Origin of the sequence: [Clostridium] hylemonae DSM 15053 (genome assembly GCF_008281175.1) — a bacterium.
GTDB classification, from domain to species: domain Bacteria; phylum Bacillota; class Clostridia; order Lachnospirales; family Lachnospiraceae; genus Extibacter; species Extibacter hylemonae.
The window spans coordinates 1,986,360-2,010,439 of record NZ_CP036524.1 but is presented as its reverse complement, the minus strand read 5'-3'; the positions used below and the strand labels follow the sequence as shown (position 1 = coordinate 2,010,439).

Below are 24,080 nucleotides of genomic sequence, written 5' to 3'. Positions count from 1 at the left end.
GGAGTGGATCATATGAGTAAACCGTATAAAGGATTTGAACCGAAGTGGGTGAAGGAGGCTGCGCCGAAAGACAGCTACCGCTCCATATTCCGGTGGGGAGATCCGGACTTTGTCAAATATCCGAAAGAATCACTGTATAAGATGATGAAAGAAAAGTTCAACATGACGGACGACGATTTCCGCGCGTATGACGGAGACATCGGGATGGACCGCGTAAAGCTCGACGCGCCGTGCAATCTTTCACAGGACCATCTGGAGGCGCTTAGAACGATCGTGGGGGAAGCGTACGTTACGACTGACGATTATCCCCGGCTTGCGGTGGCGTACGGAAAGACCGGATATGACGCGCTGCGGCTCCGCGGCAGGCGTGTGGACTGTCTGCCGGACGCGGTCGTCTACCCAGGCACGACGAAAGAGGTGGAAGACATCGTCGCTTACTGTTGTGAACATAAGATCCCGGTGTATGTATATGGCGGCGGGAGCAGCGTTACACGCGGGGTGGAGCCTGTGAAGGGGGGGATATCCCTCGACATGAGAAAGCGGTTCCAGAAAGTGATCTCGTTCAATGAGACGGATCAGACGATAACCGTACAGAGCGGCATGTCAGGACCGAAGCTGGAAAAAGCGCTGAATCACGCGCCGGAATTGTTTGGAGCAAAACGCCGCTATACGTGCGGGCATTTTCCCCAGTCTTTTGAGTACAGCAGCGTTGGCGGCTGGGTCGTGACGAGAGGGGCAGGGCAGAACAGCACCTATTACGGCTGTATAACTGATATCGTAATGGGGCAGAAATATGCGACGCCGGCCGGTACGATACAGACGAGCTGCTATCCGAGGGAGGCGACCGGTCCGAACCTGAACCAGATCATGATGGGAAGCGAGGGCGCGTTCGGCGTGCTGACAGAGGTGACGCTAAAGGTGTTCCGCTACATGCCGGAGAACAGAGAGCGCTTTTCGTATATATTTAAAAACTGGAAGACCGCGCGGGCGGCAGCCCGGGAAATGATGCAGTGTGAGGCAGGCTTTTCCTCGGTATTCCGCCTGTCGGATCCGGAGGAGACAAACCTGATGCTGCGGCTTTATAACGTGGACGATACTCCGCTCTGGAAGCTGCTCAATGTGCGGGGATTTGAGGATATGAAACGGTGCCTGTTCCTCGGGTTTACGGACGGAGAGAAGGGGTTTTCCAGGAATGTAGCGGACAATATCAGACGTATCGCCAGAAAATATGGTGGAATGAGCCTGACTTCCTACGTGACGAAGAGCTGGGAGAAGGGCAGGTTCAATGACCCTTATCTGCGGGATACGCTTCTGGACTTTGGAATCATGACTGACACGCTTGAGTGTACGGTCAACTGGTCGAACATGGCAAAGGTACACAGGGAAGTGAGGAAGGTGTGCCATGCACTTCCGAATACGATCGTGACGACACATATGTCACACTGCTATCCGCAGGGCGCCAATCTCTACTTTATTTTCATTACACGGATGGATGACGCGGATAAGTTCAAGGCATACCACAGCACGATACTGGACGCCATCCAGAAGTCAGGGGCGGCAATGAGCCACCATCACGGCATCGGCAAGATGTTCGCGCCATGGCTGGAAGGACAGCTTGGAAGAACAGAATATGGAGTGTTCAAGGCACTGAAGGAATATTTTGACCCGGATAATCTTATGAATCCCGGCGGGACGCTGGGCCTTGATCTGCCGGAAGAGGAAAAGCGCTTTCTGCGGGATGATATCCGTTAAGACCGGGGAGGGGGGACTTATATGAAGCAGGAACATATCGTACTCACATTCGACGTAGGCACGCAGAGTTCCCGTGCGATGCTCATTAACAGCCGGGGGGATATCCTCGCCAAAGCGCAGGAGACGCATGAACCTCCGTATGATTCTCCTGAGCCGGGATTTGCGGAACAGCGTGCGGATTTCTATTATGAGCATATCTGCCGGGCGTCGCTCGAACTGAAAAAGTCATGTGCCAGACTGTGGGGGCAGATAGAGGCCGTCACGGTGACGACGATACGGGATACAACCATCTGTGTGGATGAGAACGGCAGTCCGCTGCGCCCCGCGATCGTATGGCTCGATAAGAGAAGGGCAGAAGGGCGGCCTGCAATGTCACAGATGACCCGGCTTATGCTCAAGGCTGTCGGTATGGAGGAGACAGCAAATCTGCAGTTCTGTAAATCCCACTGTAACTGGATCATGCAGAATGAGCCCGATATATGGAAGCGGACATACAAGTATCTTCTTCTGAGCGGTTACCTCACCTTTAAGCTGACCGGAAACATGGCCGATGCGGCTGCCAGCCTGGTGGGGCATCTGCCTGTGGACGCCCAGAACCGTTCCTGGCAGAGAAAAGGGGCGCTGACCCGCCCTGTCTTTGATATTCCGGAAGGTAAACTGTGTGATATTAAAGAGAGCGGCCGGCAGCTTGGCACGATCACGGAGCAGGCTGCCCGGGATACGGGGCTTGGCACAGGCCTCCCCGTGCTGGCCACAGGTTCCGACAAAGCGTGTGAGATACTGGGGCTTGGATGTGTGACGAAAGAAAAGGCCGCCGTCGGCTTCGGGACGACGGCAACCGTTACATATACAATGGACCGGTATGTGGAGCCTGAGCGCTTTATCCCTCCTTATATCTCGATCATCCCGGGATGCTTTACGCCGGAGATCGAGATATACAGAGGATACTGGCTGATCTCATGGTTCAAAAAAGAATTTGCGCAGAAGGAAGTAAAGCAGGCGGCAGAGCTTAAGATACCGGCTGAGGAACTTCTCAACGAACGGCTCAAGGAGATACCGGCAGGCTGTGACGGTCTGCTGTTCCAGCCCTACTTTACTCCGAATGTGACCATGCCCGCGGCCAGAGGGGCCATCATCGGCTTTTCCGACCAGCACACGAGGATCCACATTTACCGTGCGATCGTGGAGGGGATCAATTTTGCGCTGATGGACGGAATGCGGCTGATGGAAAGACGTACAGGGCATACATTCAAAGAGATACGCCTCGGAGGAGGAGGTTCCAGAAGCGATGAGATCTGCCGGATCACGGCTGACATGTTCGGCATTCCGGTCATCCGTACGCAGACGTATGAGGTGACAGGTGTCGGAAGCGCCATGACTGCATATGTCGGTATGGGCGTATTTAAAGATTACGAAGAAGCGGTCCACAGCATGGTGCACGTGAAAGATGTGTTTGAGCCTGATATGAAGCAGCACGAGATATACGAAGAACTATATGAGAATGTCTTTCGCAATATCTACGGCAGACTTTCTCCTCTCTACACAAAGCTGAATGAGATCTACAGATAGATTATATCTGCCTCCTTCACATAGTGTACTTTTCAAAATAGGCCCGCGCGTTTTCGATAAAGTCCCTGGCATAGCCCGGAAGATAGGCTCCTTTCCGGTAGGCGGCCACCGTTGTGGTGAACGCTCTTTCATCTTTCAGGGAAAAGCAGACGGGCGGCGCTTCAAAGGCTGTGCTGCGTACGTAGGACTCCGGTGCAAAACAGAGTCCCTCCCCGTTCTGAACGAGGAGAAGGGCCGCCTGTGTATTGCGGGTGTAAAAGGAGAACGCCGGGCTTACATAATGTTCTTTTAAAAGCTTTGCAGTGACAGCCCCGGTGTTCTGTTCCGGTGAATTGAGGATAAAGGTCTCATCCTTCAGCTTTTCCCAGTCAACAGCCGGATAGGCACCGCCGGCCTCGGGATAGTAAGGAAGCTCTTTTGCAAGAGGATGCGTCCGGGGGACAACGAGGAGGATCTCTTCGCGGCCCAGTTCCTCATAATCCAGACGGGGATGGATCGTTTCTTCGCTGAAAACTGCAAAATCTATCTGGCTGTCTTCAAGAAGCCGTTCCTGTATGGAGTGTGTCTCTTCCAGAAAATTTACCTTTACGTGCGGATGCTTTCTGTGAAACGAAGGCAGTATAAAGGGCAGCATGCAGGAGCTGCGCATAAGTGGGAATGCCACTGTCAGTTCCCCGTCTTTTAAGGAGAGAAGGTCAGACAGTTCCTTCTCCCAGTCCTGTGTCAGCGCAAGCACCTGAGCGGCGTACTCCATGTAACGTCTGCCCGCATACGTCGGAATGTAACAGTTATCTACCCGGCTGAACAGCTTCAGCCCGAGTTCACGCTCCATTTTCTTCAGATGTTTGCTCAAGGTCGGCTGGGAGATGAAAAGTTCCTGGGCGGCCTTCGTAATATTTTGATGTTTTGCGATACAGATCACATAATTGAGTTCATGAATGTTCATAACAAAATCTCCGGCGGTATTCTCATTTGGAATGGTGTCCATGGTCAAGATGAATTAGACAAGCAATTATGGTTATCATACAATGAAAGGGCAAAAGAAGCAAGAAAATACAATGAGGAAAACAGGAGAGTAACTTTATGAGACAGTGGTTGGAAAAACAATTTAAACTGACAGAATTTCACACCAATGTAAAGACAGAGCTTCTGGCCGGTATCACTACGTTTGTGACCATGGCTTATGTGCTGGCGACAGTACCGAATATGATGGAATCGGCAGGACTTGACAAACATGTGATGTTTACGGTGCTTATATTGCTCGTCATCCTTACGACGTGCGCCATGGCATTGTACACAAACCGCCCGTTTGCACTGGCGCCGGGACTTGGAAGTGTGGGGATCGTGACAGCGATGATGGCAAATGACGGAATCGCTCCGGCTGTGACGGCGGGAGTTATTTTCTGGAGCGGTGTTCTGTTTATTGCGATTTCATTTCTCGGTCTGAGGGAAGCGGTCGTAAGAGTGATACCTGTCAGCCTGAAACATGCTGTCAGCGCGGGGATCGGACTTTTTATCGCGCTTTTAGGAGCAAAGAGCTGCGGACTTATCATCGCCAATGAGGCAAAGAAGAGTCTTGGATTCGGCGATCTGACGTCGCCGGAGGTCATTGTCGCAGTCATCGGTTTTATTATCCTTCTCATTCTGAAGTCCAGAAAGGTCCAGGGGGATATGATCCTGGCGATCGCGGCAGCCACCGTCATCGGTATTCCGTTCGGCGTCACGAAGATGCCGGAAAGTCTTTTTACAATGCCGGCGGGCATCGGCGGTCAGTTCATGAATGTTGATTTTATGGGGGCTTTGAATTTTGCATACATTCCGTTTTTGATCGCGTTGTTTGTGCCTGATTTCTTTTCAACGTTCGGCACGGTGCTCGGCGTTGGGGCAAAAGCCGGTTATCTGGACGAAGAAGGCAATCTTCCCGGCATTGACAAATGCTTCAAAGTAGATGCGGTCGCCACCAGTTTCGGGGCATTGTTCGGTATGCCGAGCATGACGACTTATCTGGAGTCTTCCGCAGGCGTGGAGGCCGGAGGAAAGACCGGGCTGACTGTTATATTTACGTCCGTTCTGTTCGGACTGGCACTGCTTCTGGCACCGGCGGCGCTCATGATACCTTCCGCCGCCACGGCGCCGGTTCTCATTTATATCGGGATAAATATGCTCGGTGCCATGAGAAATATCAAATACGACGATCACACAGAAGCATTCCCGGCCTTCGTCTGTATCGCGTTTACCATCTTCGGCAACAATATCGCCAACGGGATCTGCGCCGCGCTGCCGTCTTACCTTATCATGAAGACAGCTTCCGGCAAGATAAAGGAGGTCCGCCCGGCAATGTGGGTGCTTGTGGCAGTGTGCCTCCTGTACTTCTATTCAATATTGTAGAGGAGAGAGTATGTGATGGAGAAGGTAGATTTACTCGTTAAAAATGCTGAAGTATACAATTCTTACCTGAAGAAGTTTGAGACTGCGGATGTATATGTACTGGGAGGCAGGATATATTACGTATGCCGGGAGACAGCGGACGTCAGAGAGGATATGCTTGAACCTGAACAGGTGATCGACGGAACCGGCTACCGCATGCTTCCTGGATTCGTGGACATTCATATGCATATAGAAAGTTCCATGATGACGCCGGTATCTTTTGGAAGGCGGGCGGCCGGCTGCGGTGTGACGACGCTCGTGTCGGAGCCGCACGAGATTGCCAATGTAGCGGGAGTTCAGGGAATCCATGAGATGATCAACGGTGCCAAAGACGCGCCGATAGACATATATTATGGGATCCCGAGCAGCGTGCCGTCCACGAACAGCCGCCTTGAGACGACCGGCGGGGTGATCGGCTTTGAGGAGATGAAGCATCTGATGGGGGAAGACGGAGTCGTGTGCGTCGGGGAAGTGATGAATTACCGGCAGATCATACGCGGGGATGAACTGGAGATCACAAAGTTTCTCGATCATCTCAAGGAGGAGGATCCTCAGGCCGTGATCGAGGGGCATTGTCCGACGCTGACCGGACTTGATCTGGCGAAGTTCCTTTACAGGGGAATTGACGGGGACCATACGGAGCACACGCTCGAAGAGCTGAAAGACCGTTTTGCCGGCGGAATGTTTGTTGAGCTCCAGGAGAAAATGCTGCGGCAGGAAGTGCTGGATCATATCATCACGAACAGATTGTACGAACATTGCTGCTTCGTGACCGACGATACGATGGCGGATGAACTTATGGAGCACGGCCAGCTGAACTATGTGGTACAGAAAGCAGTGGCCCTTGGCTTTCCGCTTGAGGAGGCTGTATACTGTGCCTCCTATACACCGGCAAGGCGGATGAACCTGAGAGACAGAGGCGCGATCGCCCCGGGTAAAAAAGCGGACTTTCAGCTGATAAGAACTGAAGAATGCAGCGGCTTTCAGCCGGAATATGTATTTAAGGACGGAAAAGAAATCTTCTGCAGGGGAGAAGTGTCAGACCAGGCAGGCGGTCATATGTTTCCGGAGTCGTTTTATGACAGTCTGCATCTGCCGGATATTACGTGCGACAAGTTTGTGCCGGCCAAAGGACTGAAGGGAGAGAGAGCAGCGGTACGTGTCATACAGGTACAGGACGGATGTACGCAGACCTCGGAGATCCATAGAGAAATGAAGGTGAAGGACGGATGCCTTCAGTGGGAAGAAAGCGGGTGCATGCTTGCGGCAGTCTTTGAAAGACACGGAAAAAACGGTAACATCGGTTACGGGTTTGTCACAGGCGACTGTATCCGAAAGGGAGCGGCGGCAACGACCTATTTTCATGACCATCACAATCTTCTCGTGATCGGCAGCAACGTGGAAGATATGCTTGCGGCCGCTCACCGGATCATAGAGCTTAAAGGAGGCATCTGTACGGCTGAAAACGGGAAGATCACGGCGGAACTTGCGCTGCCGGTGGCGGGCATCCTCTCAGAGGAGCCTGCAGACGAGATCGGCAGGATGCTGAGCGGTGTCAGGAAGAGTCTTATCACTCTCGGTTACCGGCATTATAATCCGATCATGTCGCTCTGTACGCTTGGTCTGCCCGTCAGTCCGGCATTAAAGCTTACAGACTGCGGCCTTGTGGACGTAGTCCGCGCAGAGACAGTACCTCTTATTTTAACAACCGTCTGAATCGGTATCGTCCGCTATTGACGAACCGTCAAGCGGCGTGTTAAAATCTGCTATAAGCAACAGACAGGAGGCAGCCCTATGGACAAGAGAAAAAGATACATCCAGTTATTCTTTTTTACATTGTTTTTCACAGGGCTGTTTTTTTGCTGCATACAGACCCCGGAGGCAAAAAGGACTGTCCAAAACAGCGCGTCAACGCACAGTGTGATGACGCAGAGAGAGCCTCTCATTCATATGCCTGAGGCGGAACAGGTTAAAACAGGCTTGCGGGAGCATATGCCTGAAAAGACTTCTTCTGTCTTGTCAAAAGTGAGAAGAGGCGCCGGATCTGCATTTTTATCCGGGGCGCTTTTCTGTATGTTGATAACTGCTTTCAGCGGGAGGCCTGGAAGGAGTCTTCTTTCAGTTCTTGATATGTGCATGACGATCGCGCATGTGTATCTATGTCAAATCCAAGTTATCCATGAGAGAGATGGTAAAAAACGTGCGGCTGCCGCCTGACGTAACTTAGCCGGAGTTCAGCTTCGGAAATGAATTAGGAGGTAAAAGCACATTGAAAAATAAGAAAAATCATATATGGCTGGCATTGTTTATCATTGCAGCCTTTGTTTTGTTTGCCTTTTTTGGCTGCGGAAATGATCTGAAAGGTGTACGTGATATGAGATTCGGCATCGATATCAGAGGAGGCGTGGAGGCGGTATTTGAACCCGCGGGGGTGAAGGAGACGCCGCCGGCATCAGAGCTGGAGGCCGCGAGGAATGTAATGGAGAGCCGCCTGGACGCGAAGAACATAACAGACCGGGAGGTGACGGTCGACAAAAAGGAAGGGCACATCATCGTACGATTTCCGTGGAAGTCTGATGAAAAAGAGTTTGATCCGGAATCTGCCATTTCGGAGCTGGGTGAGACGGCAAAGCTTACATTCAGAGACCCGGATGGAAAGATCCTGATAGAAGGACAGAATGTGAAAAACAGCCAGCCTGTCAAAAATACGGAGACGGGCGGATATGAAGTGCAGCTTTCCTTTGACGGAAAAGGAACAAAAGAATTTGCGGAGGCGACAGGAGCGCTTACCGGCCGCCAGCTTCAGATCTATATGGATGACAGGCTGATCTCTGCCCCGGTCGTGCAGCAGCAGATCACAGGCGGAGAGGCAGTGATAAACGGCATGGATTCCATTGACGCGGCAAGAGCGCTGTCTGAAAAGATCAATGCCGGCGCGCTTCCGTTTTCGATGGAGACGACCAATTACAACACGATAAGTCCAGCGCTTGGAAACAATGCGCTACGGGCTATGGTGACGGCGGCGGCCGTGGCCTTTGTTCTGATCTGTATTTTTATGATAGTCAGTTACCGTCTGCCCGGCGTCATAAGCTGTCTGACGCTGATCTTTCAGATGTCGCTTCAGATACTGGCGCTGTCCCTGCCGCAGTATACGCTGACACTGCCCGGCATTGCGGGACTCATCCTGTCTGCAGGGATGGCGGTCGATGCGAATATCATAATCAGCGAGCGGATCCAGGAGGAACTGAGGCGGGGGACGGGCGTGCGCCTGGCGGTAAAGAATGGTTATAAGAATGCCTTTTCCTCCGTGCTGGACGGTAACGTCACGACAGCCGCCGTGGCTTTGATCCTGATGATATTCGGCTCCGGGACGATGCTGAGCTTTGGTTATACATTGTTCACCGGTGTCATTATCAATCTGCTGGCCGGAGTGTGGATGTCGCGCTTTATGCTGACTTCCGCCGTTCGGTACCAAGTATGCAGCAGGGAGCAGATGTTCCGAAGGAAGAAGGAACAGAGACCCCTTCACTTTGCCGCCGGGCGCAGGAAAATATATGTGTTCACCGCCGTGGTGCTTCTGACCGGGGCGGCAGTCAGCGGTGCGAACGGCATCAGGCTGGACACACAGTTTACCGGCGGTGCTATTCTCCGCTATACCTATACGGGTGAAGCCGATACGAAGCAGGCAGGGGCGGCTGTGGAGAAGCTGGTAAAACGTCCGGTGAGCACGCAGATCACAGAAGATCCTCTGACCGGACAGAAGAAGCTTATCCTGACACTGGCCGGTAATAAAGGAATCTCGCCGGATGAGCAGAAAAAAGTTCTGGAGGCGCTCGGTCAGGATAAGGAAGCAGCGTATACGCTCTCCGAGACATCGGTGGTAGAACCTTACATCGGAGCAAAAGCGCTGAAAAATTCGGCGGCCGCGGTCGGTCTTTCGTCACTGTTCATAGTTCTCTATATCTGGATCCGTTTTTCCGCCCTTTCAGGGCTTTCGGCGGGGATAACGGCTGTCATTGCCCTGCTGCATGATGCGGCCATTGTGCTCTTTGTGTTCGGTATAGGAAAGATCCCGGTAAATGATGCGTTTGTGGCGGTGACGCTGACGATCATCGGCTATTCCATCAACGACACCATTGTCCTCTACGACAGAATACGGGAGAATCTGGCGCGCGGGGGAAGGAAGAAGGAAGGGCTGTGCCGGCTGGTAGACCGCAGTATTACAGAGACGATCGGCAGGTCTGTGAAAACTGCCTTTACTACAGCGCTTTGCGCGGCGGTCGTCCTTGTATTTGCCTGTGTTTATGATATCGGCTCTATCAAGGTATTTGCACTGCCTCTGCTGGCCGGCGTGATCAGCGGATGTTATTCTTCTGTCTGTATAGCAGGACCGCTGTGGGTGACATGGAAAGAGTTCAGGGAAAGGAGAACGAAGAAGTGAGAGGAACAGATATCTTGACGCTGCTTGGGGGGCTGGCTCTCTTTCTGTACGGGATGCAGATGATGAGCAATGGACTTGAGACAGCTGCAGGGAACAAGATGAAGGAGATTCTGGAGAAACTGACCTCCAACAGAATGAAAGGTGTATTGGTCGGGGCCGGGATTACGGCGGTCATACAGTCCTCGTCAGCGACCACAGTCATGGTCGTAGGGTTTGTGAATTCAGGACTGATGAGCCTGAATCAGGCAGTGTGGATCATTATGGGCGCCAACATCGGCACAACGGTCACAGGTCAGCTTATCGCCCTGGATATCGGGGCGGTCGCCCCGCTGATCGCATTTGCCGGCGTGGCCTGTATCCTGTTTATAAAGAACAAACAGATCTGCCATATCAGTGAGATATTTGCAGGGCTTGGCGTACTGTTCATCGGTATGGATATGATGGGAAAGGCAATGGAGCCGCTCCAGGACTCAGAAGCGTTCCTTCATTTTATGACAACCTTCAGCAGTCCGCTGACCGGTATTGTGATCGGCGCGGTATTTACGGCAGTCATCCAGTCCTCGTCAGCCTCGGTCGGAATTCTGCAGGCGCTGGCGGGAACGGGGGTGATACCGCTTTCGAGCGCCGTGTATATACTGTTCGGTCAGAATATCGGAACGTGTATAACTGCGGTGCTCGCTTCCATAGGGACAAAGACAAATGCGAAAAGGGCGACGATCATTCATCTGATGTTCAACATAATAGGTACGGTTCTTTTTACACTGGTCTGTATGGCCACACCGTTCGTATCCTGGATGGAGGCGGCCGCCGCGGGCAATCCGGTTCAGCAGATAGCCAATGTCCACACGACGTTTAATATTGTGACAACGATACTGCTTCTGCCGTTCGGCAATGTTATGGCACGGGCTGCCGTCCGCATTCTTCCGGACAAAAGGGAGGAGGCGGATGAGGTCATGCACCTTATATATCTTTCGCCGTTTGAACCCTCCTATCCTGTGGGGCATGCGGCAGCGGCCCTGTCGGAGATTGAAAAAGAAGTGGGAAGAATGCTTTCCATGGCCAGGAGCAATGCGGCGGCCGGTTTTGACGCGGCATTAAACGCAGGGAACGCATCGGCAGAGAAAATAGAAGCCGCGGAACAATACATAAACTTCTTGAATACAGAGATATCGCGCTATATCGGAAGGCTTATGACGATGGAGATGAGCGGACCGGACACAAAGTGCATCAATGCATATTATGTGATCATCAGTAATATAGAGCGGATCGGAGATCACGCGGTGAACATCGCAGGTTATGCCGAAGATATGAAAAAATGGGGACTTTCTTTTTCAGAGCATGCGCAGGAGGACATACGGCAGATGAAACGGGTAAGTCTTGAGACGCTGGATGTACTGGAATTTTCAAAGGGAGCTTCCGGAAGGGAGATACTTGAAAAGACGGCCCAGAATGAACAGAAGATAGATGATCTGCAGCAGAGTTATCTGAAGAAGCAGATCAAACGGATGCAGAGCGGAAGCTGCAGGCCGGAAGCCGGACTTTTATTTTCTGAGATGCTGACAGATTTTGAAAGAATTGGAGACCACGCCCTCAATATAGCTGAATTATATTATGAGATGGTCAGCTGACAGCCATTTCTTCTCTTGCGGAATACGTGATAAAGATACAGACTACTGTAAAACAGACGTTTTATGTGGTATAGTTTAATGCATATACTGCAGAGTATAGTAAATAATCATATTTATAATAAAGAACCGGAGGAGTGCAGGTGAAAAAAGGCAGCAATGAATGTGGGAACGTAAGGACAATTATTTCAGTTATGATAAGCAGAGCGAGCGTGCTCATATGTTTTGAACTCATTTACAAAGCGATCGGAATCAGCTTTTTCTTCCCGTTTCTGGGAAATCTGACAGGCCGTCTGCCGGATCTGATCGGCGAAGCGTACCTGAGCCAGGGAAATATGGTGAAGATTTTTCAGAGTCCTGCGGCGATCTTGCTTCTGTCAGGTGTTGTTTTGCTGTTGGGAGGATATTTATATTTTGAGGTTATCGCGCTGATCCTATACAGCGAGAAGGGGTGGAACAGAGAAGAGTTAACGTTATGGGGGCTTATCAGAACGGCGGTCAGAGAAGTACCGGGCATGTTCAGGCCCAGGCGCGCGGCGTCCCTTTCTCTGCTGCTTTTTATGCCCTTTTCGTTTTTCGGTGTGACAAGTGTGTTTTTCAGAGCGCTGCGCATACCAGAGTTTATCATGACTGCGATCACTGATAATATATTATATGTAAGTCTTTTGCTCATGGCGGCTGTGTTCGTAAACTGCTTGTTTTTCCTTTATATATTTGGGTTTCCTGTACTCCTTATTGAAAAAGCATCCTTTTATGACTCGTGGAAGAAAAGCAGAAGTCTGCTGAAGGGAAAAGTATTACTTACAGCCGGAAGGGTTTTATCGTACACACTTATTTTTGCGTCTGTGCTTTGTATCGTCTGGGCGGCAGGACTGAGTATTATGGCCTTGCTGGTGAGGCGTATTGAAGGAGCGGCGGACGGGAAAATGCTTTTTGGCCGCTATTATGATACTTATTCGGGCATTTGGAATCTTGCGGGAGGCGCTTTTATTTCTGTGTTCTTCTGTGCGGTGTCAATTACATTGTATCACCGTTTCAGGGGAGATAGGCGTCCGGATGCGGTAAAAAGGACGCGGACGGTAAAGGGCGCGGCCATACGGACGGCAGTGGTGCTTGTTTTGTCAGGATTCCTCATCTTTATGGCAGATACTGAATTGGGCAGGCAGCTGTTCTTTAGAAATGATTCTCATATCTCAGTAGTAGCCCACCGGGCCGGCGTTGTTTTTGGTCCGGAAAATACGGTGGCGGCGCTTGAACAGGCAGTCAGGGACGGGGCAGATATGGCTGAGATCGATGTCCAGCAATTAAAAGACGGGACGCTTGTGATCCTGCATGATACAAATTTTAAGAGGACTACAGGGGTAGATCTGGATGTCAGGGATGCCGTTTACGGGCAGGTGAAAGAACTGGATGCAGGGAGCGTCTTCTCCCAGAAATATGCCGGTGAGCCGGTTCCGACACTTGAGGACATGCTGAAAGCGGCCAAAGGGAAAATCCAGCTTATGATTGAGCTGAAAGTCACAGGAAATGAAAATCGACTCGTTGAAGAGACCCTTTCGCTTATCGAAAAATATAATATGGAAGCAGAGTGCAATATCGCTTCGATGGATTTCAGCCTGTTGGAAAAAGTAAAGTCTTTAAACTCCCGGATCAAAACAACGTATATATCTGTTTTACTCGTATCGGATCAATATGACCTGAAGCAGGTAGACGCATACAGTGTGGAGACTACGTTTCTGTCTAGGCAGCTTGTCAGTGAGGCGCATGTCCAGGGGAAAAAAGTGTATGGCTGGACGGCGAGCAGTGACAAAAGTATTAAGAAAGTCCTCGGATGTGAAGCGGACGGGATCGTCACCGACAATCCCCTGCTCGTGCAGTTTCATTTGTATTCAAAGGATGAAAATTCGATAAAAGAAACAGCGGAACGCATTTTCTTCTAGGACGATATCCTGCTTGCAAACCTCTTGATCGCAGAGAAGCTCTCGGCGCTGATCACATGCTCGATCCGGCATGCGTCTTTTGCTGCTACGTCGGGTGCGACACCGAGATCCGTAAGCCATGTCGACAAAAAAGTATGACGCTCGTACATCTTTTCGGCAATTTCTCTGCCGGAAGGAGTGAGCGTGATGTACCCGTCAGGATCCATCGTTATGTAACCGTTGTTGCGCAGATTTTTCATGGCGACACTTACGCTCGGCTTGGAAAAACCGAGTTCATTGACGATATCTATGGAACGCACGGAAGGTTTTCTGTTCTGCAGCATGAAGATTGTCTCAAGGTAATTTTCTGCAGATTCGTGTATTTTCATAATGACACCTGCTTTCTATCTATTATATTTTGATTATAGCAACAGTGAAAATGGATTGCAAGGACATGAGATACTGGTATTGCGAATGAAGTGAGGTTGATTTAAAAAGATCATAAAAGATATAAAAACAGATTGGAATATGTAGGCAGCTGCGTAAGATACGCGGCTGCTTTTTATGACTGACTTCAGGTGCCGTTTATTCAACAAAGTCATACCCGTTTTAGATAAATCCTTTCGATAAGGTTTATGAGCGAGTACAACCCCATTGCCATGATACAGAGCAGTACGATAGACATCAGGAGCCAGTCGAGTTTAAATGTCTGGCTTGCGTATATGATCAGATATCCAAGACCGTCTCTCGCGGCAAGGAATTCACCGATGATCACCCCTACGAGGCAAAGGCCTATATTTACTTTCATCGTACTGATAATGGCCGGTATCGAGCTTGGCACGACAACCTTGGTAAGCGCATGAAACTTGGAGCCGTGCAGTGTGTAGATGAGCTTTATTTTCTCAGGGTCTACCGTTGTGAAACTCGTATACAGGTTCAGTATGCTGCCAAAGATCGCGACCGACATTCCGGCGACGATTATCGTTGTTGTGTTGGCGCCCAGCCACACGATCAAAAGTGGGGCCAGCGCCGATTTCGGCAGGCTGTTCAGGACGACCAGGTAAGGGTCCAGTATTTCTGACAGCTTCGGGCTGAACCAAAGTGCAACTGCCATCAGGATACTGATGGCAATTACGAGGACGAAACTCAGGATCGTTTCATACAGGGTGACTCCTATGTGAAGAAAGATACTTTTATCCATGAGCATTCCCCAGAAGCAGAGTGCTATCTTGGAAGGGCTGCTGAAGATAAAAGAATCTATTATGCCTACATTTGCTGTAAATTCCCAAATAAACAGGAAACTAAGTAGTATGAGGACACGGGATACGCTGACGATTCGTTTATGCCGCTTCTGCTGGGAAAGGAAGTGCCGCTGACCGGTGGACAATTCACTCATTCGTGTTCAACTCCTTCCATATTAAATTAAAATATGTCTTGAATTCAGGGGCATCTCTCCGGTTCAGCGGAGTGTCCTGTTCCAGATCAAATTTCAGAGGCAGCGTCTGCAGGATCGTTGCAGGGCGGCTGGTCAGGATGATCACCCGATCGGCCAGCGAGATGGCCTCTGAAAGGTCGTGAGTTACTAATATTGCAGTCTTTTTTTCTTTCCGTATGATCTGTCCGATGTCATCACCGACATTTAAACGTGTCTGGTAGTCAAGAGCTGAAAATGGTTCATCCAGAAGCAGAATATCGGGTTCCAGTATGAGTGTCCGCACAAGGGCGGCTCTCTGGCGCATACCGCCGGACAGCTCTGACGGTTTGGCATTTTCAAATTGTTTTAATCCGTAAGTGTCCAGCAGTTCATGGGCTTTTTCTTTGCTCCTGGCCGACAGCATATGCTGGACTTCCAGTCCGAGGATCACATTGTTGTAGATCGTCCGCCATTCAAAGAGCTGGTCATGCTGGAGCATGTAACCGATATTGGTCGTACTTTCTCTTAAGTATTTACCATTGATTTTAATCAGCCCCTTTTCCGGCTCTATCAGTCCTGATATAATGGACAACAGGGTAGATTTGCCGCAGCCGGATGGTCCGACAATTGCCACAAACTCTCCCTTATTCATGGAAAATGAAATGTCGATAAGGGCAGGGGTTTCACCTTCCATGTTATGATAGGCGTAGTGGATATGCCGAAGCTCTAATATTTGGTCCATGGAAACCTCCTAAGCCTGGATGATATATAGTTAGTTTATGTGGAAATGTGAAAAGGGTGCCTGCGTAATAAGTCTGAAACAATTCTCCTTTATGATGAGATCGTAGATAAGGGACAAGTCATCATGGATAGAAGAAAGGGGCAGAGTATATGAAACAGATTTGGAAAAAGCACAGAGTCAGTTTGACAGCGGCCGGCCTGGTCGTCTGTCTGACAGCAGCCTTCGGGGCAGGAATCGTATATTCCAGAAGCCAGGCGGAGAAAGATGTAGTAAAAGCGGCAGAAAAAGAGGTACAAAAGGATGCCGGGGAGGATGAGCTCCCCAGGACAAATGTTCCGTGGGAGGACGACACACTATACAAAGATATATTAAGTGACAGCTATAGGGACATAGGGAGTGAAGTGTGCCGGAAATTCGGCGCAGACTATGAAACAGTCACCATGAACGAGGTGACGGCGGAAATGCGCAGTTTTGAAGAGGCGCTCATACTGCGAAAAGATATGGGAGCGAATCCTCTGTTGGAAAAGAATGAGGATAAAAATGCCATAGAAAAAGACAATGGATATTCGAGCGCGACAATGTCACTGGAAACATATATGAATGATGTATACGCTTTCGGCGGGGGCAGGACCGTAATTAAAGAAATATGCGGCAAATACGGCATTGACCCTGATACAGCGGTCATATCTGCTCTGACGGCAGAACAGCTGGAAGAAATAGGAGCGTCTGCCTATGACGCATCCGACCATCCGAAAGACTGAGGAATAAAAGGACAGCAGAACGATGGCAGATATTCTGATCGTAGAGGACGATAAAAGTATCAATGAACTCATACAGAGAACATTGAAAATAATGGGACACAGAGGGCTTCCGGCATATACTGGCCGAGAGGCCCTAAAGGCCGTGGAGGAGAAATGTCCGGCGCTCATACTGCTCGATATCAGCCTTCCGGATATGGATGGATTCGAGGTCATGAAAAGGATAAGAGATGTTCCTGTCATCTGCGTCACGGCGCGGGACGAGATACCGGACAGGGTAAAAGGGCTGATGGCAGGAGCGGAAGATTATATCGTGAAACCATTTGCCCTGGAGGAACTGTCTGCGCGTATACAGGTCGTACTCCGCAGAGAGGGCAGGGAGCAGACGGTGTATAAGCTGGGAGATACACAGATCGACATCCGGCAGGCGGTTGTCAGGAGGCGCGGTAAACCGGTGGAACTGACGCACAGAGAATACACGCTGCTGAAAGTGCTGCTTGAAAACCGCAATATCGCTCTTTCCAGAAACCAGATATTGGATCTGGCCTGGGGCATGGACTATTACGGGGATGACCGCACGGTGGATGTGCACATACGCCGTCTCCGCCAGAAGCTCGGACTGGAGAAACAGATAAAGACCATATTTAAGTATGGGTACAGATTGGAGATGTAAAAATGCAGCTTTGGAAGAAAAATTTCCTTGTCACATTTGTACTCTTTGTTCTCGTAGTATATATTTGTCTCTTTGTGATGGTCACAGTATCATTCAGAACAGATTTAGGCTATCTGATGAGACGTGCGTCGGACAGTGAGCGGGAGATCACTTATGTACTGCAGTCAATACAGAAGCTGAGCGGAGGGCATATCGCCACGGACGCCGGATATATGGCGCAGAGGTATGAAGAGGCAGGGATCCTGCTCAAAGTGCGTTCCGGTGACGCTGTGTTTGCGGACAAGATCCCTCTGCAGGATGTGCCGAAAGAGAAGTATTGTATTCTGACACATGATGGCGGAAAATATATCTATATAAAAGATGAGGTTACGGACGGAGCCGGGGGGATGGAATTGACCTATATGGAGAATATACAGTCTTTTTATGATCTGCAGAACAGGAAATTTATTGCAGCGGCTGCATCCGGCATATTTGTGTCCGCTGTCGTCGGTATCATGCTCTATGCGGCGATGAAGCGAATCTACCGGCCGGTGAATCAGATCGCTCATGAGCTTCGGACGCCGCTTACGGGCATCCGGGGATATGCACAGTATATCATGATGGGGAATATCACAGAGGAGGACCGTTTCTTTGCCGCGCAGCAGATCGTGGACAGTGCGGGGACGATGAAAGATGTGGTGGACAAACTGCTCATTATGGGCAATGTCAGGGAAGGAACGCTCACCTTTGTTGCGATCGACATAGAAGTTATGCTGGAAGAACTGAAGCACATATATCCCGGGATTGAATTGGAAGTAAGCATACAAAGTATAAACGGTGAGCCGACACTTGTCCGCTGTCTGCTGGAGAACATGATCTCCAATGCCGTCAATGCAGGCGGACGTGTGAAAGTCACGGCCGGTGCGGAAAAGCTCTGTGTCTGGAATGAAGGGATGTTCCGTGTGAGAGCGGAAAACGAGCTGAAACCTCACGGTTACGGTCTTGCGATCTGCCGGGATATTGCGGGGATCCACAGGTGGAAACTCAGATACAGCACATCAGAGAAAGACGGCACAGCGGCGGTGCTTATCTGGGGCCGGGAGAAAAGGACACTTGCACCTTCCAGAGAAATGCCATATACTGAATAAATACAGTAAGTCCGAAGTGTATCATGGGACTAGGAGAATCGTGCAAGGGGAAACAGATTGATGAATTACCAGAAAGAACTCGACAAACTGATTGAGAGGCTGAAGGGCGAGAAGAAGGTGCCGCGGCTTTTACTGCACAGCTGCTGCGCACCGTGCAGCAGTTATGTGCTGGAATATTTAAGCGACTGTTTTGACATAACCGTATTTTATTATAATCCAAATATTTATCCGGAAAGTGAATATACGAAACGTATATTGGAACAGCAGACGCTTATCGGGGAGATGAAAACAAGGTATCCGGTTTCGTTCATTGCCGGCCATTACGACAGAGAGAGGTTTTATGAGATGGCGGCCGGCATGGAGCATCTGAAAGAGGGCGGGGAACGGTGTCTTAAGTGTTATGAGCTGAGGCTGAGGGAAGCGGCAGAACTGGCCCAAAAAGGCGGTTTTGATTATTTTACCACAACGCTCAGTATAAGTCCGATGAAGAACGCGGACAGACTGAATGAGATCGGGATAAGACTTGAGAAGGAATACGGCGTTACGTATCTGCAGTCAGATTTTAAGAAAAAGAACGGATACAAGCGTTCCATAGAGCTTTCAAAAGAGTTTGGACTTTACAGACAGGATTACTGCGGTTGTGAATTTTCATTAAAAAATGTAAAATAATACATTTTCGTTTGATTTTATGCAGAAATATGATAAAATCTTTTACAATGATTCTACATGAAAGGAAGAAAACCATATGGCACAGTTGTGGGGAGGTCGTTTCACAAAGGAGACGGACCGGCTTGTATACAGTTTCAACGCATCAATTTCATTTGATAAAAGATTCTATGCACAGGATATTAAAGGAAGCATCGCGCATGTGATGATGCTCGCGAGGCAGGGAATTCTCACAGATTACGAAAAGGACCAGATCGTACAGGGACTGGAGGGCATTCTTGACGACGTGGAGAGCGGACGGCTCGAGATTTCCGATAAATACGAAGATATCCACAGTTTTGTGGAGGCGACGCTGATAGAGCGTATAGGAGAACCGGGAAAGAAGCTTCACACGGGCCGGAGCAGGAATGACCAGGTTGCGCTGGATATGAAGCTTTACACGAGAGACGAGGTACATCTGCTGGATAATCAGGTTGAGGGACTGCTCCACGCCATACTGGCCATTATGGAAGACAACATTGATACATACATGCCCGGGTTTACGCATCTTCAGAAGGCACAGCCGATCACGCTGGCCCATCATATGGGCGCCTATTTTGAAATGTTCAGAAGAGACCATGAAAGGCTGCAGGATATTTACAGGCGGATGAATACATGCCCTCTTGGCTCCGGAGCGCTGGCAGGTACGACTTACCCGCTGGACCGGGAATATACGGCGAGAATGCTCGGGTTTGACGGCGGCCCGACACTGAACAGTATGGACGGAGTGTCCGACCGGGACTACCTGATCGAACTGCTCTCGGCGCTTTCTACGATCATGATGCATCTGAGCCGCTTTTCAGAAGAAGTGATCATATGGAATTCCAATGAATACCAGTTTGTGGAGATCGACGACGCATACAGTACCGGAAGCAGCATTATGCCGCAGAAAAAGAACCCGGATATAGCAGAGCTTGTAAGAGGCAAGACCGGACGGGTGTACGGAGCCTTGAATGCCATGCTTGCCACGATGAAAGGGATCCCGCTCGCCTACAATAAAGACATGCAGGAAGATAAAGAGTGGGTATTTGACGCCATCGATACGACAAAAGGATGTCTTGCGCTGTTTACCGGGATGATAAGGACAATGGAATTCAGGAAAGACCGCATGGAAAGGAGCGCCAGGAACGGCTTTACAAATGCGACTGACGCGGCCGACTATCTCGTAAACCATGGGGTTGCGTTCAGGGATGCGCACGGGATCGTAGGCCAGCTCGTACTGACCTGTATTGAAAAGGGGATCGCGCTCGATGAGCTTCCGTTAAAGGATTACAGGGAAATATCAGACGTGTTTGAGGAAGACATCTATGAGGCGATCAGTCTGGAGACATGCGTGAACAAGAGAATCACGACCGGCGCGCCGGGACGGCATGCCATGGAAGAGACGATCGCTCTTTACAGAAAATATATGGAAGAATATTAAAGGCCGGTACCGGGATGTCCCGGGCCGTTTAACGGAAGGAGAAGACAGTTATGGAAAAGAAATTGAGAGTTGGTATTTTAGGGGCGACGGGTATGGTCGGCCAGCGTTTTATCTCTCTGCTTGAGAACCATCCGTGGTTTGAAGTGGTGACGGTGGCCGCAAGCCCGAGGTCAGCGGGAAAGACATACGAGGAGGCCGTCGGAGGCCGCTGGAAGATGACAACGCCGATGCCGGAAGCGGTCAAAAGCCTTGTCGTGGCAAATGTGAATGAAGTGGAAAAAGTAGCGGAATCTGTCGATTTCGTGTTCAGCGCAGTTGACATGACAAAGGATGAGATCAAAGCGATAGAGGAAGCATACGCAAAGACAGAGACGCCTGTTGTGTCAAACAACAGCGCGCACCGCTGGACGCCGGATGTACCGATGGTAGTGCCGGAGATCAATCCGGAACATTTTGACGTCATCGAATCACAGAAGAAGCGGCTTGGCACTTCCCGTGGGTTCATCGCGGTAAAGCCAAACTGTTCCATACAAAGCTATGCTCCCTGCCTTGCGGCGTGGAGAGAGTTCGGACCGAAAGAAGTAGTTGTGACGACATACCAGGCCATATCAGGCGCAGGAAAGACATTCAAGGACTGGCCTGAGATGACGGAAAATATTATTCCTTACATCGGAGGCGAGGAAGAAAAGAGCGAGCAGGAGCCTCTTCGCGTACTCGGCACAGTGGAAAACGGAGAAATTGTAAAGGCCAATCTTCCGAAGATTTCCTGCCAGTGTGTGAGAGTACCTGTTCTGAACGGACATACGGCAGCTGTGTTTATCAATTTTGAGAAGAAACCGACCAGAGAGCAGCTCGTTGAAAAACTGGTGAATTTCAAAGGATTTCCGCAGGAGGCGGGCCTTCCGAGCGCGCCCGGGCAGTTTGTACAGTATCTTTCAGAAGACGACCGTCCGCAGGTTGCAATGGATGTAGACTATGAAAAAGGAATGGGTGTGTCTGTCGGCCGGCTGAGAGAAGATACGATCTATGACTTTAAGTTTATCGGTCTTTCCCACAATACGGTGCGGGGCGCTGCAGGGGGAGCGGTCCTCTGCGCAGAGACACTGGTGGCCAAAGGATTTATCGAGAACAAATAAAAGGATGTTCCGGAGGAATGATCTTCCGGGACATCTTCTTTTTTATATACATAAGAGTCTGCGCGGCAAAAGTGAGCCTTTATTTTACAACGGATAAGTGATAAAATGTAAAGAGATTTTACGCGGATTTAACATGCGCGTGGTAGAGGCGGAAGCTCTGATCTGGTATTCTGAAAATAATGCCCGGGTGCATATACTGATTACGTTTCAGAAATACGAAAGAAGGATGAGGTTATAAGTATGGAAAATGATATTCTTAACTACACACAGAACAGAGAACTGTCATGGCTTAAGTTCAACAAAAGAGTGCTGGAGGAGGCACAGGATCCGACGGTGCCTCTCCTGGAACGGATGAAGTTTGTGGCTATCTTTACGAGTAATCTGGATGAGTTCTTTATGATAAGGGTGGGCAGCCTGTTTGATATGATCCAGACAGATCCCAACACGATCGACAGCCGTTCGGGCCTGACGCCCGGAGAACAGCTGGAGATGATATTTGACGCTGTGGCGCCGCTTTACAAGGAAAGGGATAAGACGTACGCTGAGATAAAGAAGCAGCTCAGTCCGTATGGCGTCTGCGGTCTTGATTTCAAGGAACTGGAGCAGTCAGAAAAGAAATACGTAAAAAAGTATTTTAAGGAACAGATACTTCCCATTCTCTCACCTCAGATCGTGGATGCAAACCACCCGTTCCCGCACCTTCTGAACAAAGAGATCTATGTGACGGCCAATCTGAAATATAAGGATAAGTCGATGCAGGGCATTGTGCCCGTGCCTCAGTTTGTGTCAGATATCTTGTATCTGCCGGGACATGATATCCGTTATATCCGTATGGAGAAGGTGATCATGGAATATCTGAACCTCGTGTTTGAACAGTATGAAGTGACGGATAAGAATTATATCTGTGTCACGAGGAATGCCGACATAGCGCCGGACGATGAGGCGCTGGAGGTGAACGATGACTTCCGCTACCTGATGAAGGAGACGCTTCACAAACGCCGCAGGATGGCTGTTGTGAGACTTGAGGTGGCTGAAAAGCTCAGCGAGGAGATGGAACAGTATTTCTGCGGAAAGTTTGCCATTGAGCCAAATCAGATCTTCCGCACCAAAATGCCGGTAAAACTGGCCTATATGTTTGCCATCAGCGGAAATCTGCCGGAGGCGATGAAGCGTTCCCTCGTATATCCTCCGTTTACGCCGCAGAATTCGCCCCGGGTACAGGAAGGAAGCACGATGAAGCAGCAGATAAAGAAAAAGGATATCCTGCTGTATTATCCGTATGAGAGCATGAACCCGTTTCTGAGGCTGATCAAAGAGGCTTCGACGGATCCGAACGTACTGACGATAAAGATAACGATCTACCGGCTCGCCAAAAAGGCGCGTCTTGTGGAATATTTATGCGCGGCGGCGGAAAACGGCAAAGAGGTGACTGTGCTCATTGAGCTGAGAGCCAGATTTGACGAACAGAATAACATAGACTGGTCGGAGCGGCTGGAAGAGGCCGGGTGCCGGGTCATATACGGGTTTGACGGATATAAGGTCCATTCTAAAGTGTGTCTTATCACATACCGGAACCGGAATGAGATCCAGTATATTACGCAGATCGGGACCGGAAACTATAACGAGAAGACAGCGGCCATGTATACAGATCTTTCACTTATGACGGCAGATCCCGAGATCGGAAAGGACGCTTCCGAGTTTTTCAAAAATTTGTCTATCAGTAATCTGGACGGCCTGTACAACAGGCTTATAGTGGCGCCGACGAGCCTGAAGCAGAGGGTGCTCTATCTGATGGATGAGGAGATCAGAAAGGGCAGCGGCGGCCGCATCGTCATGAAAATGAACTCGCTGACGGACGTCGATTTTATAGAGAAAGTAGCGGAGGCGTCGAGGGCCGGTGTGAAAACAGACTTGATTGTCCGGGGAATATGTTGTATATTACCAGGAGTCAAAGATCATACGGAAAATGTCACGGTCACAAGCATTGTAGGACGCTATCTGGAGCATCCGCGCATCTTCAGCTTCGGAACAGGCGCGGAGCAGAAAATATATATCGGGTCCGCGGATATGATGACGCGGAATACAGAGAAGCGGGTGGAGGTGGCCTGTCCGGTGCTGGATGAGGATGTCAGGCGGCAGATAAACCATTATCTGAAGATCATGCTGACAGACAACGTAAAAGCAAGAGTGCTGAACTCGGACGGAGACTATGAAAAAAAAGAGCCGACAGAGCCGCTCATAGATTCTCAGGTCGTGTTCATGCAGGAAGCGCTGAATGTAAAGCGAAAGGCGCCGGAGAGGCGGCAGACCTTTCTGGAGAGGATCAGACATCTGTTTGGAAAGTAGACAACTAAAGGAGTACAGATATT

18 protein-coding genes are annotated in these 24,080 nt (G+C 50.0%); 14 read left to right on the top strand and 4 right to left on the bottom strand.

The features are described from left to right. The first annotated feature begins 12 nt into the window (after window positions 1-12). Both LAJLEIBI_RS09220 and LAJLEIBI_RS09215 read left to right on the top strand, forming a co-directional pair. A complete protein-coding gene (locus LAJLEIBI_RS09220; RefSeq protein ID WP_006441543.1) occupies window positions 13-1,752 on the top strand; it encodes an FAD-binding oxidoreductase in 1,740 nt (579 codons plus the stop codon). Window positions 1,753-1,773: 21 nt separating this feature from the next. Further along, window positions 1,774-3,321 (top strand): FGGY-family carbohydrate kinase, encoded by a 1,548-nt coding sequence (locus LAJLEIBI_RS09215; protein WP_006441542.1) that lies wholly within the window; start codon window positions 1,774-1,776, stop codon window positions 3,319-3,321. 16 nt (window positions 3,322-3,337) lie between these two features. Here LAJLEIBI_RS09215 and LAJLEIBI_RS09210 read toward each other — a convergent pair whose 3' ends face one another. After that, entirely contained in the window at window positions 3,338-4,267 is a 930-nt protein-coding gene (locus LAJLEIBI_RS09210; protein ID WP_040434599.1) for a LysR family transcriptional regulator, read from the bottom strand. A 137-nt stretch (window positions 4,268-4,404) separates the two neighbouring features. Here LAJLEIBI_RS09210 and LAJLEIBI_RS09205 point away from each other — a divergent pair, with 137 nt between their 5' ends. The 5 genes from LAJLEIBI_RS09205 (at window position 4,405) to LAJLEIBI_RS09185 (ending at window position 13,754) form a co-directional block, all read left to right on the top strand. Continuing rightward, window positions 4,405-5,709: an NCS2 family permease gene (locus tag LAJLEIBI_RS09205; RefSeq protein ID WP_006441539.1), complete on the top strand. Its 1,305-nt coding sequence runs from the start codon at window positions 4,405-4,407 to the stop codon at window positions 5,707-5,709. Window positions 5,710-5,724: 15 nt separating this feature from the next. Next, window positions 5,725-7,464, top strand: a complete 1,740-nt coding sequence (locus LAJLEIBI_RS09200; protein ID WP_006441538.1) for an adenine deaminase C-terminal domain-containing protein — start codon at window positions 5,725-5,727, stop codon at window positions 7,462-7,464. A 553-nt stretch (window positions 7,465-8,017) separates the two neighbouring features. After that, window positions 8,018-10,189 (top strand): protein translocase subunit SecD, encoded by a 2,172-nt coding sequence (gene secD / locus LAJLEIBI_RS09195; RefSeq protein WP_006441536.1) that lies wholly within the window; start codon window positions 8,018-8,020, stop codon window positions 10,187-10,189. Then, on the top strand, window positions 10,153-11,817 hold the full coding sequence (locus LAJLEIBI_RS09190; protein ID WP_006441535.1) for a Na/Pi cotransporter family protein: 1,665 nt from the start codon (window positions 10,153-10,155) through the stop codon (window positions 11,815-11,817). The genes secD and LAJLEIBI_RS09190 overlap by 37 nt, the downstream gene beginning before the upstream one ends. Window positions 11,818-11,957: 140 nt before the next feature. Then, window positions 11,958-13,754, top strand: coding sequence for a glycerophosphodiester phosphodiesterase family protein (locus LAJLEIBI_RS09185; protein ID WP_040434598.1), 1,797 nt, complete (start codon window positions 11,958-11,960; stop codon window positions 13,752-13,754). On the opposite strand, the gene LAJLEIBI_RS09180 is transcribed toward LAJLEIBI_RS09185, so the two are convergent. From LAJLEIBI_RS09180 to LAJLEIBI_RS09170, 3 genes are all read right to left on the bottom strand, one after another. Continuing rightward, window positions 13,751-14,122 carry a metal-dependent transcriptional regulator gene (locus LAJLEIBI_RS09180; RefSeq protein ID WP_006441532.1) on the bottom strand — a complete coding sequence of 124 codons (372 nt, stop codon included), beginning with the start codon at window positions 14,120-14,122 and terminating at the stop codon, window positions 13,751-13,753. The genes LAJLEIBI_RS09185 and LAJLEIBI_RS09180 overlap by 4 nt on opposite strands. A 209-nt stretch (window positions 14,123-14,331) precedes the next feature. Beyond that, on the bottom strand, window positions 14,332-15,129 hold the full coding sequence (locus tag LAJLEIBI_RS09175) for an ABC transporter permease (RefSeq protein WP_006441531.1): 798 nt from the start codon (window positions 15,127-15,129) through the stop codon (window positions 14,332-14,334). Beyond that, window positions 15,122-15,889 carry an ABC transporter ATP-binding protein gene (locus LAJLEIBI_RS09170; protein ID WP_006441530.1) on the bottom strand — a complete coding sequence of 256 codons (768 nt, stop codon included), beginning with the start codon at window positions 15,887-15,889 and terminating at the stop codon, window positions 15,122-15,124. Before LAJLEIBI_RS09170 ends, LAJLEIBI_RS09175 begins: the two co-directional genes overlap by 8 nt. 149 nt (window positions 15,890-16,038) lie before the next feature. On the opposite strand from LAJLEIBI_RS09170, the gene LAJLEIBI_RS09165 reads away from it, so the two are divergent. The 7 genes from LAJLEIBI_RS09165 (at window position 16,039) to ppk1 (ending at window position 24,057) form a co-directional block, all read left to right on the top strand. Then, complete coding sequence (locus LAJLEIBI_RS09165) at window positions 16,039-16,650, top strand: uS13 family ribosomal protein (RefSeq protein ID WP_006441529.1); 612 nt, start codon at window positions 16,039-16,041, stop codon at window positions 16,648-16,650. A 22-nt stretch (window positions 16,651-16,672) separates the two neighbouring features. Next, complete coding sequence (locus LAJLEIBI_RS09160; protein ID WP_006441528.1) at window positions 16,673-17,320, top strand: response regulator transcription factor; 648 nt, start codon at window positions 16,673-16,675, stop codon at window positions 17,318-17,320. 2 nt (window positions 17,321-17,322) lie between these two features. Beyond that, on the top strand, window positions 17,323-18,447 hold the full coding sequence (locus LAJLEIBI_RS09155; RefSeq protein WP_006441527.1) for a sensor histidine kinase: 1,125 nt from the start codon (window positions 17,323-17,325) through the stop codon (window positions 18,445-18,447). Window positions 18,448-18,507: 60 nt separating this feature from the next. Continuing rightward, window positions 18,508-19,116, top strand: a complete 609-nt coding sequence (locus LAJLEIBI_RS09150; RefSeq protein WP_006441526.1) for an epoxyqueuosine reductase QueH — start codon at window positions 18,508-18,510, stop codon at window positions 19,114-19,116. A gap of 76 nt (window positions 19,117-19,192) precedes the next feature. Next, the gene (argH, locus tag LAJLEIBI_RS09145) at window positions 19,193-20,575 is read left to right on the top strand and encodes an argininosuccinate lyase (protein WP_006441525.1); all 1,383 of its coding nucleotides are present in this window, start codon (window positions 19,193-19,195) and stop codon (window positions 20,573-20,575) included. 50 nt (window positions 20,576-20,625) lie between these two features. After that, entirely contained in the window at window positions 20,626-21,711 is a 1,086-nt protein-coding gene (asd, locus tag LAJLEIBI_RS09140) for an aspartate-semialdehyde dehydrogenase (protein WP_006441524.1), read from the top strand. 240 nt (window positions 21,712-21,951) lie between these two features. Next, window positions 21,952-24,057, top strand: a complete 2,106-nt coding sequence (gene ppk1 / locus LAJLEIBI_RS09135; RefSeq protein ID WP_006441523.1) for a polyphosphate kinase 1 — start codon at window positions 21,952-21,954, stop codon at window positions 24,055-24,057. Window positions 24,058-24,080 lie beyond the last annotated feature (23 nt).